The following is a 14,580-nucleotide window of genomic DNA, read 5'->3' on the forward strand; positions in this document are numbered from 1 at the left end:
CACCGCCAAATAGACGAGTTCGTGTCTGTTCGCGGGGGAACGCGGCCAAAATGGGGCGATGTGGTCGCGCAGCGCGCCGGTGGACGGGTTCCGCCTGGCCTTCGACCGGTTCGGCACCACAGGTGCGCCGCCAGTGGTGCTGCTGCACGGGTGGCCCGGCAACCGCCACGATTACCGCCACGTGGTGCCGCTGCTCGCTGGTGCCGCCGACGTCATCGTGCCCGATCTGCGCGGCTTCGGCGGCTCCGACAAACACGCCGTCGCGGTGCGGCACTTCTACAGCGCGACCGCCCAAGCCAGCAGCATCATCGGACTGATCAAGGAACTGGAGCTGCCGCCGGTGGTGCTCGGCGGATACGACGTCGGCAGCCGCGTCGCACAGAGCGTGGCCCGGATGCAACCGGACCTGGTTGCGGCGCTTGTGCTGTCTCCCCCACTACCCGGCGCCGGCGACCGCGTGCTGAGCGCACACGTCCAGAGCGAGTTCTGGTACCAGGCCTTCCACCAGTTGCCGATGGCCGCGCAGCTGATCGACGGCAACGCCGACGCGGTACGGGAGTACTTGCGGCACTTCTGGATTCACTGGTCAGGACCAAACTTCACCCTGCCCGAGGATGAGTTGGAAAGACTGGTGGGCGATTACGCGCTGCCCGGTGCGTTCACCGCGTCGATCGCCTGGTACCGCGCGGGGGCGGGGATGATCGCCCAAGCGCTCACCGAGCTACCACCCGAGCGGGCCATCAGGATCCGCGTCCCCGCCGATGTGTTGTGGCCCCACCACGATCCGCTGTTTCCGCGCGAGTGGGCCGACCGGATCGACCACTACTTCACCGACGTGACGCTGAACTACGCGTTCGACTCCGGCCATTTCACTCCGTTGGAGTGCCCGGAGCAGTTCGCCGAGTTGGTCCTGGTCCGCGCCGCGACAAACCCTTAGGAGCCGGCAGCCTGGTCCTCGGGCAGCAGCGCCTCGAGCGCAGCACCGGTGTAACGGCGAAACGCCCGGCGCGGCCGGTTGGCATCGAGGATGGCGACCTCCAGCGTGGCGGGTCCGAGGCTTCGCTGTTCTGAACCACCGTTGGCGTCCGCCTTCAGCGCGTCGACGGCGATCTTCACCGCGTCGGGCAGGCTGGCATTCTCGGTGTAGGACTCGTTGAGCGCCGCGGTGATCGGTTCGGTCGTGCCGCCCATTACGACGAAATGCGGCTCGTCGGCGATGGACCCATCGTAAGTGATGCGGTACAGCTCAGGCGGTTTGGACTCGCCGTAGTGCGCGACCTCGGCGACGCACAACTCCACCTCGTAGGGCTTGGCCTGCTCGGTGAAGATGGTGCCGAGAGTTTGCGCGTAGACGTTGGCCAGTTGGCGGCCCGTGACATCGCGCCGCGCATAGGCATAACCGCGGGTGTCGGCGAACTGGATGCCGCCGCGTCGCAGGTTGTCGAACTCGTTGAACCGGCCGACGGCGGCGAACCCGACGCGGTCGTAGAGTTCGCTGACCTTCTGCAGCGAACGCGAGGGGTTTTCGGCGACGAACAGCACACCGTCGGCGTATGCCAGCACGACCACGCTGCGGCCCTTGGCGATTCCTTTACGTGCGAGCTCCGAACGCTCGCGCATCGCCTGTTCTGGCGATATGAAATATGGAAAGCTCACGAGTCCCCTCGCGCGTCAGTCGATCGGTGGGTGGCATCGGGTCCGAATGTGTCGGTACGCGAACGGCTTTCGATGACTTGGCGCGCGAGATCGGCGATCCGTTCTTCGGTCACCTCCTCGGCGCCATCTTCGCCGATGATCACCGCGGTCGGGTAGATGCCGCGCACCAGGTCCGGTCCGCCGGTCGCCGAGTCGTCGTCGGCGGCGTCGTAGAGCGCCTCCACCGCCACCCGCAACGCCGAATCGCCGTCGCGGACTTGGGAGTACAGCTTCTTCATCGACGACTTGGCGAAGATCGAGCCCGAACCCACCGACTGGTAGCCCTCTTCCTCGAAGTTCCATCCGCCGGCGGCGTCGAACGACACGATCCGGCCTGCGGCCTCGGGATTGGGGTCATCGAGGTCGTATCCGGCCAGCAGCGGCAGTGCGACGAAGCCCTGCAGGGCCGCACCGAGATTGCCGCGCACCATGGTGGCCAGCCGGTTGACCTTGCCGTTGAAGGTCAGCGCGACACCCTCGAGCTTCTCGTAGTGCTCGAGTTCGACGGCATAGAGCCGGGCGAACTCCACCGCGATCGCCGCGGTGCCCGCGATACCGGTGGCCGTGTAATCGTCGGTGATGTACACCTTCTGCACGTCGCGTCCGGCGATCATGTGGCCCTGGGTGGACCGGCGGTCGCCGGCCATCACCACACCACCCGGGTACTTAAGCGCGACGATCGTAGTGCCGTGCGGCACCGCGTCGGTGACGGCGGCGTGCATGTTCACGGGCAACAGCTCCGGTGCCTGATGGCGCAGCAGATCAGAAAAAGACGATAGGTCCACGGATACAGACGGAACCAGGGGCGTAGGAAAGTTCGACTGGGTGGGCAAGGTCAGCTTTTCGCGATTCGCCCAGCTCACTGTCCGCCCTTCTGGACGTATGCGCGGACGAAGTCCTCGGCGTTCTCTTCCAGAACGTCGTCGATCTCGTCGAGCAGGTCGTCGGTGTCCTCGGCCAGCTTCTCGCGACGCTCCTGCCCGCCGGCCGCGTTGCCGGAGAGGTCGTCGTCCTCGCCGCCACCACCGCCACGCTTGGTCTGCTCCTGAGCCATCGCTGCCTCCTGCTATGTCTATAGCCGTCGCGGGCGGGCCATTTGCCTGCCCGCCGTCCTTCCACCCTACCGGTCGGCACGTGAAATGCCGGGCTTAGCGCTATCAGTTCGTGAGCTGTTCGACCAGTTCGACGGCGCTGTCCACCGAGTCGAGCAGCGCGCCGACATGCGCCTTGCTGCCCCGCAGCGGCTCGAGGGTGGGTATCCGCACCAGCGAATCGCCGCCCAGGTCGAAGATGACCGAGTCCCAGCTGGCGGCCGCGATATCGGCGCCGAAGCGCCGCAGGCACTCACCCCGAAAGTATGCACGGGTGTCGGTGGGCGGGTTCTCGACCGCGTCGAGCACCTGCTGCTCGGTGACGAGCCGCTTCATCGACCCGCGTGCCACCAGCCGGTTGTAGAGGCCCTTGTCCAGCCGCACATCCGAGTACTGCAGGTCGACGAGATGCAGCCGGGGCGCCGACCAGCCCAGGTTCTCCCGCTGCCGGAAACCCTCCAGCAACCGCAGCTTGGCGGGCCAGTCGAGGATCTCGGAACATTCCATCGGGTCGCGCTCCAACAGATCCAGCACGTGCGCCCAGGTCTGGACGATGTCGCTGGCGCGCGGGTCGAAGTCGCGGCTGTCGACCAGTTTGGCCACCCGGTCGAGGTAAATGCGTTGCAACGCAAGACCGGTCAGTTCCCGGCCGTCGGCCAGCGCGACGGTGGCGCGCAGCGACGGGTCGCGGCTGAGCACGTGTACCGCGTGCACCGGCCGGGCCAGCGCCAGGTCGGTCAGGTCCACCCCGATCTGGTGGCCCTCTTCGATGAGGTCGAGCACCAGCGCGGTGGTGCCGAGCTTGAGGTAGGTCGAGGTTTCCGACAGGTTGGCGTCCCCGATGATCACGTGCAGTCGGCGGTACTTGTCGGCGTCGGCGTGGGGCTCGTCGCGGGTGTTGATGATGCCGCGTTTGAGCGTGGTCTCCAGGCCGACCTCCACCTCGATGTAGTCGGCGCGCTGCGACAGCTGGAAGCCGGGCTCGTCGCCGGACGGGCCGATGCCGACCCGGCCCGAACCGGTGATCACCTGGCGCGACACGAAGAACGGTGTCAACCCGGCGATCACCGCCGAGAACGGCGTCTGGCGGCTCATCAGGTAATTCTCGTGCGATCCGTAGGACGCGCCCTTGCCGTCCACGTTGTTCTTGTAGAGCTGCAGTTTGACGGCTCCGGGCACGCTGGCGACGTGCCGCGCGGCGGCCTCCATCACCCGCTCACCGGCCTTATCCCAGATCACCGCGTCCAACGCGTCGGTGGTCTCGGGTGCCGAGTATTCCGGGTGCGCGTGGTCGACGTACAGCCGCGCGCCGTTGGTCAGGATCATGTTGGCGGCACCGACCTCGTCGGCGTCCACGATCGGCGGTGGGCCCGCCGAGCGGCTCAGATCGAATCCGCGTGCGTCGCGCAGCGGTGATTCCACCTCGTAGTCCCACCGGGTGCGCTTGGCACGTTGAATCCCGGCGGCGGCCGCATAGGCGAGCACCGCCTGCGTCGACGTCAAAATCGGATTCGCGGTCGGATCGGACGGCGACGAGATGCCGTACTCGACCTCAGTCCCGATAATCCGTTGCATGTGGCCCAGCGTAGGCGACGCCGCACAGTAGCCTGCCACCGTGCCGTCCAATCGCCAGGCCAAACAGGCCGATGAGGTGGTGCTGCGCCGCGCCGCCGACGCGTGGTTCCTCGACCACGGGCTGCCGGCCGTACTGCGGCCCGGCGCCCTGGTCCGGCGGGTGTGGCCGCGCTCGGCGCCCGCGCTGGCGGCGTTCGCGGTGTTCATGCTCAACTCCGCGTTGGTCGTGCAGATCACCGGTAAGCACACCATCGACATCGACGGCCAACCGACGCGCACCGAGTGGTTCGTTCTGGCGCTGGTGATTCTGGTGTTGCCGGCTGCTGCGGTGGTCGGCTGGCTGGTGTCACGCATCGCCACGGTGCCGCGCCGCAGGGTGGCTGCAACGGTGTCGCTGGCCGTCGCGGTCGTCGGCGGTATCCTCGGCGGCCCGGGCCCGCGGGTGATCGGAGACCTGATCTTCGAGGCCATCGTCATCGCGATCATCCTGGCGGCCACCGCGTGCGGCGCCGGTTCGATCCTGAGCTGGACGGCGCGAATGACGTTGTCGCATCTGGCCGCTGCCGGTTCGCTGGTCGTCCGCGCCCTTCCGGTGCTGCTGCTGACGTTCCTGGTGTTTTTCAACTCGCCGGTGTGGTTGATGGCGGCCAAGATCTCGCGTCAGCGGCTGTGGCTGGCGCTGTTGTTCCTGTCGTTGATCGCCGCGGCGTTCGTGGTGTCGGTGACCGTCGACAGGTTCCGGCCGCTGATGGAAACCCAGGGTCTGCTCGACGGTCGTGAAGCACAGTTGGACACAACGCCTTTCGAGGCGATGCCCGATCCGCCGGGCAGCCTTCCCCTGCGCAGACCCGAGCAGCTCAACGTGATGTTCGTGCTGGCCGCCTCCCAGCTGGCGCATATCTTCGTGGTGGCCGTCGTGACGGCGCTGATCTTTCTGGTGCTGGGGCTGATCGTGCTCTCCCCCGAGGTGCTGGCCGCCTGGACCCAGCACGGGTCAAGCGACGGAACGCTTCTCGGCATGACGATCCCCGTACCCCAGGCGCTGATCCAGGTCACCCTGTTTCTGGGTGCGCTGACGTTCATGTACGTCAGCGCCAAGTCGGTCGCCGACAGCGCTTACCGGCAGCAGTTCCTCGATCCGCTGACCGACGATCTGCGGCTCACCCTGATGGCCCGTGACCGCTACCGGGCCTACGTGTCGGCGCGCTGACCCGCCGGAGCCGTCGTCATCACGCACAATGTGGCGGTGTCCGACATGCGGCATGTCCACGAATGGTTTCTACATCGCGGCCTGCCGCTGGTCCTGACCCGGCGCGTGCGGTCACGTGCGCTGGTGGAACGCTCCGCGCCGATGGTCAGCGGTATCGGCGCGCTCATCGCGCTGACGTTTCTGCTCGCCGAATTGAGCGACGGCGATCCCGACTTCGGCATCGTGACCCGCCTGGCGGTGCTGACGCTGCTGCTGATCGCCGCACCGTTCGCGTTGTATGCGCTGCACCGCTCGGGCACGACCCGCTCTGATGCGGTCCGGCGGTCTGCCGCCCTGCTCGTGATCGCCCTGTTCGTGTTCGGGCTTCCGTTCGCCGACAGCGGCTTTACGGGTATCGCGGCGGCGGAGGCGGTGGGGTTTGCGGTCGTCGTGCTGGTGGCGATCTGGCTGACCTACATCGGGTTCGGCGCGATCGCGTTGTGGGCGCTGCGGTTCGCGTCGGTGCAGTTCGGCGCGCTCGGCACGTTGATGAGCCGAGCGCTGCCGCTGCTGATGATCACCGTGGTCGTGTATTTCACCGGCGAGCTGTGGCAGCTGGCCGCCCGGATGACCCGTCAACGACTGTGGGAGACAATCGGTTTCCTGGCGCTGGTGGCCCTGCTGTTCATGGTGACCACCATCCGCGACGAGGTCCGCGCGCTGCGGGAAGACCGCGCAGAACGAAACGATCCGGCCAAACTGCTGGCCGGCACCCCGTTGGCCACGCCGAACGGCCACCAGCCTGCGCGCACCCCGCTGTCACTGGCCGAACAGGTCAACGTCGTCGCGGTGATGGTGGTGTCGCAGACCATCCAGGTGGTGTTCTTCACCGCGGGTATCTTCGCGTTCTTCCTGGCGCTGGGCATCGTCGCGATACCCGACGACGTGGCCGTGCTGTGGGCGGCCGAGCAGTCCTGTGCTATCGGTCAACCACCGTGTCCAGGAACATGGTTCGGCGTCGACGTGCCTGTGCCGCAGACCGTCGTACACGTTTCGCTGTTCGTCGCGGTGCTGTCGGGGTTGTACTTCACCGTGAGCACCAGCGTCGACCCGCACTATCGGGAGCGGTTCTTCGATCCGCTGATCGCCGATGTGGCGGTCAGCCTCGCCGGCCGCGACGCATATCTGGAACGCGAAACCACCGGCCCGTAACCGCGGCGAGCGTGCGAGCCTGCCTGAGGGCGACACGCCGGTCATTTGCGCGATTTTCCGCACCCTCGTCGCGGCGCTGACGCTACGTTCGCGGGTATGCCCGACGATATGACGACGACGACCGACGTGTTCGGAAAGCGCTACGGCGAAATCTTGCTGGTGCACAACGCAGCGAACGGTCCGGAGGCCACCGTCTACAACACCTTTCCGCTGAACGACTGCCCGGCCGAGTTATGGGAGAAGCTGGACGCCCAAGCCATTGCAGCGGACAACGGCGCCGTCGCCGCGCTGCTCAACGGACCCCGGTACTGGCTGATGAGCAGCATCGGTAAGCGTGGTCGAGAAACGCTGGCACACAAGACCTTCGGCGGTATCGAAATGATCCGCCAGGCCACGGTGCAGCTGTCCTCGATGAACCCGGCGCCCTACAACGTCAACCGGGTGGACCGCAAAGCCGTGTTCACCTTCGACGCCGGCCGCGAGATCTACGAACTCGTCGACCCCGACGGCCGGTGTTGGGTGATGCAGACCTGGAGCCAGACGGTCGATCCGTCGCTGTCACTGGACGATCTGGCTGGATTGGGCGAGCGGCTTTCGCTACCGGCGGGCTGGAGCTACCGGTCGCGGGTGCCGACGTCGCCCCTGGTGGTCGACACCGCGACCGAGCGCGCCTGCGTCACCCAGGACGATCTGGCCAACAGCTACTCGCTGCAGACGGCGTAAAGCTGACCAGCCTGACGAGCGTGCGCAGAATCGGCTAGTGCACCGGCGTGCCGGGCTCAGACACGCACGATCGCGGCAAAAGGGGCTACACCCAGCGCACCCTCGCTATAGGTACTGGCCGAGGTTGCTTTCGGTGTCGATCGCGCGCGATGCGCTCGAACTCTTACCGGTGACCAGGGTGCGGATGTAGACGATCCGCTCACCCTTCTTACCCGAGATCCGTGCCCAGTCATCGGGATTGGTGGTGTTGGGCAGGTCCTCGTTCTCGGCGAACTCGTCGACGATCGAGTCGAGCAGGTGTTGGATGCGCAGACCGGGCTGACCGGTTTCCAGCACCGACTTGATCGCGTTCTTCTTCGCGCGGTCCACGACGTTCTGGATCATCGCCCCGGAGTTGAAGTCCTTGAAGTACATGACTTCCTTGTCACCGTTGGCGTAGGTGACCTCCAGGAACCGGTTGTCGTCGATCTCGGCGTACATCCGGTCGACGACCTTCTCGATCATCGCCTTCAGGCATGCCGACCGGTCGCCACCGAACTCGGCCAGGTCGTCGGCGTGCACCGGCAGGTCCTCGGTGAGGTACTTGCTGAAGATGTCTTGGGCCGCTTCGGCATCGGGCCGCTCGATCTTGATCTTGACGTCGAGGCGGCCGGGCCGCAGGATCGCCGGGTCGATCATGTCCTCGCGGTTGGAGGCGCCGATCACGATGACGTTCTCCAGCCCCTCGACGCCGTCGATCTCGCTGAGCAACTGCGGCACGACGGTGGTCTCCACGTCAGAGCTCACCCCGGTGCCACGGGTGCGGAAGATCGAGTCCATCTCGTCGAAGAACACGATCACCGGGGTGCCTTCGGAGGCCTTCTCGCGCGCCCGCTGGAAGATCAGCCGGATGTGTCGCTCGGTCTCGCCGACGAACTTGTTCAGCAGCTCCGGGCCCTTGATGTTGAGGAAGTAGCTCTTGGCCTCGCGGGCGTCGTCACCGCGGACCTCGGCCATCTTCTTGGCCAACGAGTTGGCCACCGCCTTGGCGATCAGCGTCTTACCGCAGCCGGGCGGACCGTAGAGCAGCACGCCCTTGGGCGGGCGCAGCGAGTACTCCCGGTACAGCTCCTTGTGCAGGAACGGCAACTCGACCGCGTCGCGGATCTGCTCGATCTGGCGGCCCAGCCCGCCGATGTCGTTGTAGCTGACGTCCGGCACTTCTTCGAGCACCAGATCCTCGACCTCGGCCTTGGGGATGCGCTCGAAGGCGTAACCGGCCTTGGTGTCGACGAGCAGCGAATCGCCCGGCCGCAACCGGCGGGGCCGTTCGTCGTCGAGGGGGTCGTACTCGTCGGTCAGATCCTCGACGGACACCAGCGGCTCGGCCAGCCAGACGATGCGCTCCTCGTCCGCGTGGCCGACCACGAGTGCGCGGTGGCCGTCGGAAAGGATCTCGCGCAGCGTGCTGATCTCACCGACCGCTTCGAAGTTGCCGGCCTCGACGACGGTCAGCGCCTCGTTCAGCCGGACCGTCTGACCCTGCTTGAGCGTCTTGGTGTCAATATTGGGTGAGCACGTCAGCCGCATCTTGCGTCCGGAGGTGAAGACGTCGACGGTGTCGTCGTCCTGCACGCCCAGCAGCACGCCGTAACCGCTCGGCGGCTGACCGAGACGGTCGACTTCCTCGCGCAACGCCAGCAGTTGCTGACGGGCTTCTTTAAGAGTTTCCATCAGTTTGGCGTTTCGCGCCGCCAGGGAGTCGATCCGCGCCTCGAGCTGATGCACATCGCGTGCGCTCCGCAACCCGCTCGCCGGGCCCACTGCGCTCTCCAACTGCTCCCGCAGAACTGCCGCCTCGCGGCGCAGTTCCTCGAGCTCAGCGGCATCGTCGCTGGACATGCCTGATTCCCGGCTGCCGAAACCATCTGGGTAGGCTTCAGAACGCTCGGATTCACTCATGTTGCGCCCCTTCCCGCACCGGAAGTTGGTGCAGTAACAACTTCAACGCTACCGGCGATTCAGCCATTGTGTGCGGTGTAGGAAGCCGACACACCAGCACCACTTGTTAACCTCTCTGCTCAGTTGGTCCCATCGAAAGGACAATCGTGATCCTGAAAACCCTCGTTACCGGCATGGCGGCGGCCGCTGTCGTAGCCGGTGCGGCGGCGGGTGTGACTTCCCTTGCATCCAATGGAAATTCTGCCGCCCCGGCCGTGCAACCCGTGGTGTGGGACATCCCCATGCCGCAGACGCCGGCGCCGGAGCTCGAGGGCCCGCTGCTGACGACGCTCAACGCGCTGGCCGGCGGAGGTTCGTTCGGCGGCTCCAAGGAGGCCTACATCCAGGGCGGCATCGGCCGCATCGAGGCCCTCACCGCCGACCGTGCGTTCAAGAACGCGGCGTCCAACGGCGTGTTCCCGCTGTCGTTCAGCCTGTCCGGCATCGAACAGAACGGCCCGTCGGCGACGGCGAATGTCACCGCCTCGGCCGCCAACGGTTCCGTCGCGACGCAGAACGTCCTCTTCGTCGCGGGTCCGAGTCCCACCGGCTGGCAGCTGTCGAAGTCCTCGGCCATGGCCCTGCTTTCGGCAGCCGGCTGACCGATTCCGGTGCCGCGCACCACGCAGTCCGTTGTCCTGGGCGCCGTCGCGATAGCGGCGGCGCTCGGGCTAGGTGCGTGCGGCGCCGACGAAACACCCCGGCCGGCGGCAAACGAGACGCTGCCGCCGATCACCAAACCACCGACGGTGCCGCCCTCTGCGCCATCGCCGACGGCCGCCCCGCTTCCCCCGGACACCGCGCTGACCGACGTGATCTACCGGCTCGGCGACCCGAACGTGCCCGGCGCAGAAAAGCTCACCCTAGTGCAGCACGCCACACCCGACGACGCGGCCGCGCTGGACAAGTTCGCCCGCGCGCTCGCCGACGGCGGGTTCGCCCCGCTGACCGTGGAGGCGCACGATATGAACTGGTCGCAGGGCGGCACCGGTGACATCGTCGCGCGCATCGTCATCAAGCCCGCCGACCCCCAAGGCGGCGACTTCGCGTTCCCGATGGAGTTCACCCCCGGCCCCGACGGCTGGCAGCTGACCCGTCAGACGGCCGACGTGCTGCTGTACGCGGACAAGGAACCGTCGCCGACACCGACGCGCTGACCGCGATGTGGATCGGCTGGCTGGAATTCGATCTGCTGCTCGGCGACGTGCGGTCGCTGAAGCAGAAGCGCTCGCTCATCCGTCCGGTCATCGCCGAACTGCACCGCCGGTTCACCGTGTCGGCGGCCGAGACCGGGGCGCAGGAGCTGTACCGCCGCGCCAACGTCGGCCTCGCTGCGGTGTCCGCGGACCGCGGACACGTCGTCGACGTGCTCGACGCCGCCGAACGGTTGGTCGCGGCGCGCCCGGAGATGGAACTGCTGTCCGCGCGGCGGGGCCTGCTTCGCAGCACCGACTGAGCGGAGCCGCGCGAAACCGACGCTTTGGTCGTTTCCGCGCGGCGGATTCGACCATTGCGTCGGTCTGGGCGAGCGACTAGCCGCCGAGCCGGCGTTTGCGTCGGCTCGGCAGCGGCGCGACGGTTCCCGGCGCCAGCCTGCGCGCGCTGATCAAGAACGCCGTGTGTCCGCGCATCGTGTGTTCCGGACGCACCGCGAGGCCGACGACGTGCCAGCCGCGTTGCATGCCCTCCCAGGCCCGGGGCTCGGTCCAGCACTGCTGCGCGCGCAGCGCCTCCACCGTGCGCGAAAGCTGGGTCACCGTCGCGACGTAGACCATCAGCACCCCACCCGGGATCAGGGCACCGGCCACCGTCTCCAGCACCTCCCACGGCGCCAACATGTCGAGCACCACGCGGTCGACTTCGGCGCCCGCGTAGTCGGTGAGGTCGCCGATCACCAACTCCCAGTTGCCCGGCCGCTCACCGAAGAAGGTGGCCACATTGCGGGCCGCGTGCTCGGCGTGGTCCGCACGCACCTCGTAGGAGGTGACCCGGCCCTCCGGGCCGACGGCGCGCAGCAGCGAGCACGTCAGCGCGCCGGAGCCCGCGCCGGCCTCCAGCACCCTGGCGCCCGGGAAGACGTCGCCTTCGTGCACGATCTGCGCGGCGTCCTTGGGATAGACGACCTGCGCGCCGCGCGGCATCGACATCACGTAGTCCACGAGCAGGGGGCGCAGCACCAAAAACTGGTCACCGCTGGTGGACTTCACCACGCTGCCCTCCGGCAGGCCGATCACGGTGTCCAGCGAGATGATGCCGCGATGCGTGTGGAACTCGCCGCCGGGGGTGAGCAGCATCGTGTAGCGCCTGCCCTTTGCATCGGTGAGCTGAACCCGATCGCCGACGGCGAACGGACCGGTCCGCGAGTTGCCTGCCACAGCCGTTTAGCGTGCCAGTCGACTCGCCGCCACGGCTGTCCGGGGTTGTCGGAGCTCAGTCTTAGGCTGCCCCTATGACCGACGTGCCGGACGAACGGGCGGCCCGGCGTCCGGCGCTGTCGCCGTCGCGGGCCGCCGACTTCAAGCAGTGCCCGCTGCTGTACCGGTTCCGTGCCATCGACCGGTTGCCCGAGCCGCCGTCGGCCGCTCAGGTGCGCGGTTCGGTGGTGCACGCCGCGCTGGAGCAGCTCTACGCGCTGCCGGCCGACCAGCGGCGTTGGGAGACGGCGAGGACGCTCGTCGTGCCGGCCGCCGAACGGCTGGTGGCCGCCGAGCCCGAGCTCGCCGATCAGATCGACCCGGCGCTGCTGGATGAGGCGCGGGCGTTGCTGGCGGGCTACTACCGACTCGAGGATCCGACCCGGTTCGATCCGCAGAGCTGCGAACAACGCGTCGAGGTCGAGCTCGCGGACGGCACGCTGCTGCGCGGGTTCGTCGACCGCATCGACGTCGCGCCCACCGGTGAGCTTCGGGTGGTCGACTACAAGACGGGCAAGGCCCCACCGGAGGCGCGCGCACACGCCGAGTTCAAGGCGATGTTCCAGATGAAGTTCTACGCGGTGGCGGTGCTGCGCTCGCGCGGGGTGGTGCCCACCCGGCTGCGGCTGCTGTATCTGGCCGACGGTCAGATTCTGGACTACACGCCCGACATCGAGGAGCTGCTGCGGTTCGAGAAGACGTTGTCGGCGATCTGGCGGGCCATCCAAACCGCGGGCGCCACCGGCGACTTCCGGCCCAGCCCGTCGCGGATGTGTGACTGGTGCGCCCACCACGCGCACTGTCCGGTGTTCGGCGGGACACCCCCGCCGTATCCGGGTTGGCCGCAGGCACCCGATGACGGCCGCGGGTCCAGTGACGACGTGGTGCTGCGCGGCGCGGAGCCGGCCGCGTGATCGACTGCTATTTCCGCCGCGTCGGCGTCGACGGCGATTACGCGGTCTTCGACTCCACCGACGGCACCCGCAGCAACTGGGATCCCGAAATCCAGCACGGCTCTCCGCCGCTGGCGTTGATGACCAAGCACATCGAGGCTCTCGCCGGCGATTCCGGGTTGCGGATCGGCCGGTTGACGCTCGACATCCTCGGCGCGATCCCGGTGACGCGGGTGCGGGTGCGGGCTTGGGTGGACCGCCCGGGCAGGCGGATCTCGTTGATGGTCGCCGAAATGGCTGCGGCGCAACCCGACGGTACGTACCGGGTGGTGGCGCGCGTCACGGCGTGGCTGCTGGCCACCAGCGATACTGCCGACGTGGCGACCGACCGCTATCCCCCGCTGGTCGAGGGTGAGGCGTTGTCGGTGCCGCACAGTTGGGAGGGCGCCAAGGGTTACCTGGAGACGGTGAGCTGGCGCAGGCAGCGCGTTACCGAGGGCGAGTCCGCGGTGGTGTGGTTGGGCCCGCTGGTGCCGCTGGTGGATGCCGAGCCGACGACGGATCTGCAGCGCCTGGCGATGGTGGTCGATTCCGCGAACGGGGCCGGCGCCGCGTTGGACCCGACGGAGTTCCTGTTCATGAACACCGACACCGCCGTGCACCTGCACCGGTTGCCCGTCGGCAGCGACTTCGCGTTGCGCGCGCAGGGTTCGATCGGTCCCGACGGGATCGGTGTCACCACCGCCGATCTGTTCGACCGGCACGGCTTCATCGGCACCTCGGCGCAGACGCTGCTGGTGCAACGCCGCCGATGACCGTACCCGTGGGGTTCCGAGCTCACGTTCACCCACACCGCGCTGTGGGTGAACGTGGAACTGACGAAGAACATCTCCGAGATCGGCCAACTCCGTTTTGATGCGCTCCGCCGCGGGCACCCCTAGGAGTTATATGTGTTTGCATCTATATAGACGAGATGCGATACTCGATGGGTGGATGTCTTCGAAGCCGTCGCCGAGCCGAGTCGTCGGGCACTGCTCGACGCGCTGATCGACGGTGAACGCACCGCCGGTGAGCTCGTCGCGACCCTGCCCGGCCTGACCCAGCCGACCGTGTCCCGCCACCTGCGCGTGCTGCGCGAGGTCGGGTTGGTCGAGGTTCGGCCGGACGCGCAGCGCCGGATCTACGCGCTGCGCGCCGACGGGCTCGTCGCCATGGACGCATGGATCAACCGTTACCGCCGCTACTGGACCGATCACCTCGACGCCCTCGAGCGGCACCTGGAACGCACGCACAAGGAGTCACAGTGACCGAACTCGACGGCCGGCTGACGGTCGACGGCGACCGCGCCGTGTTGAATTTCGAACGCCGTCTGCCCTTTCCGATCGAGGCGGTGTGGTCGGCCATCACCGATCCAGCGCAGCGGGCGCAGTGGTTCGGCGAGACGACGATCGATGCCCGCGAAGGCGGTTCGATCGAGATGGTGGCGACCGACCCGCCGCTGCCGCCCGAACGCAAGCGGATGAACGGGCGCATTCTGGTCTGGGATCCACCGCGCGTGTTCGAACACGAGTGGAAGCAGCCCATCGTCGAGGACGGCGTGGTGCGTTACGAGTTGGCGCCCGACGGCGACGGCACGCTGCTGCGATTCAGCCACCGCGGCCTGAGCGTCCGCAACGCGTCGGGCTTCTACGGTGGCAGCCACGCCTACCTCGACCGCTTGGCGGCCTATCTGGCGGGCACCGAGTTGCCGGACTGGGAGGGCCGTCGGCTGGAAGTGAACAAACTCGCCCATCAGGAAGCGAACTGAC

17 protein-coding genes are annotated in these 14,580 nt (G+C 67.4%); 11 read left to right on the forward strand and 6 right to left on the reverse strand.

Going from position 1 to position 14,580, the window contains the following annotated elements; translation table 11 throughout:
- Positions 1 to 58: 58 nt before the first annotated feature.
- Positions 59 to 937, forward strand: coding sequence for an alpha/beta fold hydrolase (locus ABQF13_RS18140; protein WP_448394168.1), 879 nt, complete (start codon positions 59 to 61; stop codon positions 935 to 937).
- On the opposite strand, the gene prcA is transcribed toward ABQF13_RS18140, so the two are convergent.
- The 4 genes from prcA to dop form a co-directional block, all read right to left on the reverse strand.
- Complete coding sequence (gene prcA / locus ABQF13_RS18145; RefSeq protein ID WP_448394169.1) at positions 934 to 1,656, reverse strand: proteasome subunit alpha; 723 nt, start codon at positions 1,654 to 1,656, stop codon at positions 934 to 936. The two genes, ABQF13_RS18140 and prcA, sit on opposite strands and share 4 nt — an antisense overlap.
- Positions 1,653 to 2,534 carry a proteasome subunit beta gene (gene prcB, locus ABQF13_RS18150; RefSeq protein ID WP_448394313.1) on the reverse strand — a complete coding sequence of 294 codons (882 nt, stop codon included), beginning with the start codon at positions 2,532 to 2,534 and terminating at the stop codon, positions 1,653 to 1,655. The genes prcA and prcB overlap by 4 nt, the downstream gene beginning before the upstream one ends.
- 20 nt (positions 2,535 to 2,554) lie before the next feature.
- Positions 2,555 to 2,749: a ubiquitin-like protein Pup gene (locus ABQF13_RS18155; protein WP_069408097.1), complete on the reverse strand. Its 195-nt coding sequence runs from the start codon at positions 2,747 to 2,749 to the stop codon at positions 2,555 to 2,557.
- 103 nt (positions 2,750 to 2,852) lie between these two features.
- A complete protein-coding gene (dop, locus tag ABQF13_RS18160) occupies positions 2,853 to 4,361 on the reverse strand; it encodes a pup deamidase/depupylase (protein WP_448394170.1) in 1,509 nt (502 codons plus the stop codon).
- A gap of 40 nt (positions 4,362 to 4,401) precedes the next feature.
- Between dop and ABQF13_RS18165 the strand changes: the two genes are divergently transcribed.
- From ABQF13_RS18165 to ABQF13_RS18175, 3 genes are all read left to right on the forward strand, one after another.
- Positions 4,402 to 5,571 carry a hypothetical protein gene (locus ABQF13_RS18165; RefSeq protein WP_448394171.1) on the forward strand — a complete coding sequence of 390 codons (1,170 nt, stop codon included), beginning with the start codon at positions 4,402 to 4,404 and terminating at the stop codon, positions 5,569 to 5,571.
- Between the two features lie 45 nt (positions 5,572 to 5,616).
- Positions 5,617 to 6,762, forward strand: coding sequence for a hypothetical protein (locus tag ABQF13_RS18170; protein ID WP_448394314.1), 1,146 nt, complete (start codon positions 5,617 to 5,619; stop codon positions 6,760 to 6,762).
- Between the two features lie 96 nt (positions 6,763 to 6,858).
- A complete protein-coding gene (locus ABQF13_RS18175) occupies positions 6,859 to 7,485 on the forward strand; it encodes a hypothetical protein (RefSeq protein ID WP_448394172.1) in 627 nt (208 codons plus the stop codon).
- 105 nt (positions 7,486 to 7,590) lie between these two features.
- Here ABQF13_RS18175 and arc read toward each other — a convergent pair whose 3' ends face one another.
- A complete protein-coding gene (arc, locus tag ABQF13_RS18180; protein WP_448394173.1) occupies positions 7,591 to 9,426 on the reverse strand; it encodes a proteasome ATPase in 1,836 nt (611 codons plus the stop codon).
- Positions 9,427 to 9,572: 146 nt separating this feature from the next.
- Between arc and ABQF13_RS18185 the strand changes: the two genes are divergently transcribed.
- The 3 genes from ABQF13_RS18185 to ABQF13_RS18195 are packed head-to-tail and all read left to right on the forward strand — an operon-like array spanning position 9,573 to position 10,921.
- Positions 9,573 to 10,067 carry an MTB12 family secreted protein gene (locus tag ABQF13_RS18185; protein ID WP_448394174.1) on the forward strand — a complete coding sequence of 165 codons (495 nt, stop codon included), beginning with the start codon at positions 9,573 to 9,575 and terminating at the stop codon, positions 10,065 to 10,067.
- A 9-nt stretch (positions 10,068 to 10,076) separates the two neighbouring features.
- Positions 10,077 to 10,622 carry a lipoprotein LppK gene (locus tag ABQF13_RS18190; protein ID WP_448394175.1) on the forward strand — a complete coding sequence of 182 codons (546 nt, stop codon included), beginning with the start codon at positions 10,077 to 10,079 and terminating at the stop codon, positions 10,620 to 10,622.
- A gap of 5 nt (positions 10,623 to 10,627) precedes the next feature.
- Positions 10,628 to 10,921, forward strand: coding sequence for a DUF503 domain-containing protein (locus tag ABQF13_RS18195; RefSeq protein ID WP_448394176.1), 294 nt, complete (start codon positions 10,628 to 10,630; stop codon positions 10,919 to 10,921).
- Between the two features lie 76 nt (positions 10,922 to 10,997).
- Here ABQF13_RS18195 and ABQF13_RS18200 read toward each other — a convergent pair whose 3' ends face one another.
- Positions 10,998 to 11,840: a tRNA (adenine-N1)-methyltransferase gene (locus ABQF13_RS18200; protein WP_448394177.1), complete on the reverse strand. Its 843-nt coding sequence runs from the start codon at positions 11,838 to 11,840 to the stop codon at positions 10,998 to 11,000.
- 74 nt (positions 11,841 to 11,914) lie between these two features.
- Here ABQF13_RS18200 and ABQF13_RS18205 point away from each other — a divergent pair, with 74 nt between their 5' ends.
- The 4 genes from ABQF13_RS18205 to ABQF13_RS18220 all read left to right on the forward strand — a co-directional run bounded on the left by ABQF13_RS18205 (position 11,915) and on the right by ABQF13_RS18220 (position 14,579).
- Complete coding sequence (locus ABQF13_RS18205; protein WP_448394178.1) at positions 11,915 to 12,793, forward strand: RecB family exonuclease; 879 nt, start codon at positions 11,915 to 11,917, stop codon at positions 12,791 to 12,793.
- Positions 12,790 to 13,587: a thioesterase family protein gene (locus tag ABQF13_RS18210; protein ID WP_448394179.1), complete on the forward strand. Its 798-nt coding sequence runs from the start codon at positions 12,790 to 12,792 to the stop codon at positions 13,585 to 13,587. The genes ABQF13_RS18205 and ABQF13_RS18210 overlap by 4 nt, the downstream gene beginning before the upstream one ends.
- 174 nt (positions 13,588 to 13,761) lie before the next feature.
- A complete protein-coding gene (locus ABQF13_RS18215; protein ID WP_448394180.1) occupies positions 13,762 to 14,079 on the forward strand; it encodes an ArsR/SmtB family transcription factor in 318 nt (105 codons plus the stop codon).
- A complete protein-coding gene (locus ABQF13_RS18220) occupies positions 14,076 to 14,579 on the forward strand; it encodes an SRPBCC family protein (protein WP_448394181.1) in 504 nt (167 codons plus the stop codon). Before ABQF13_RS18215 ends, ABQF13_RS18220 begins: the two co-directional genes overlap by 4 nt.
- The last annotated feature ends 1 nt before the right edge of the window (position 14,580 follow it).

The sequence above is a fragment of the Mycolicibacterium sp. XJ879 genome (assembly GCF_053483935.1).

What these genes read in the sequence shown, in the direction of transcription:
- dop (WP_448394170.1), bottom strand. Translation starts at nt 4,361, where the DNA reads ATGCAACGGATTATCGGGACTGAGGTCGAGTACGGCATCTCGTCGCCG.
- ABQF13_RS18195 (WP_448394176.1), top strand. Translation starts at nt 10,628, where the DNA reads ATGTGGATCGGCTGGCTGGAATTCGATCTGCTGCTCGGCGACGTGCGG.
- ABQF13_RS18205 (WP_448394178.1), top strand. Translation starts at nt 11,915, where the DNA reads ATGACCGACGTGCCGGACGAACGGGCGGCCCGGCGTCCGGCGCTGTCG.
- arc (WP_448394173.1), bottom strand. Translation starts at nt 9,426, where the DNA reads ATGAGTGAATCCGAGCGTTCTGAAGCCTACCCAGATGGTTTCGGCAGC.
- ABQF13_RS18170 (WP_448394314.1), top strand. Translation starts at nt 5,617, where the DNA reads ATGCGGCATGTCCACGAATGGTTTCTACATCGCGGCCTGCCGCTGGTC.
- ABQF13_RS18155 (WP_069408097.1), bottom strand. Translation starts at nt 2,749, where the DNA reads ATGGCTCAGGAGCAGACCAAGCGTGGCGGTGGTGGCGGCGAGGACGAC.
- ABQF13_RS18175 (WP_448394172.1), top strand. Translation starts at nt 6,859, where the DNA reads ATGCCCGACGATATGACGACGACGACCGACGTGTTCGGAAAGCGCTAC.
- ABQF13_RS18140 (WP_448394168.1), top strand. Translation starts at nt 59, where the DNA reads ATGTGGTCGCGCAGCGCGCCGGTGGACGGGTTCCGCCTGGCCTTCGAC.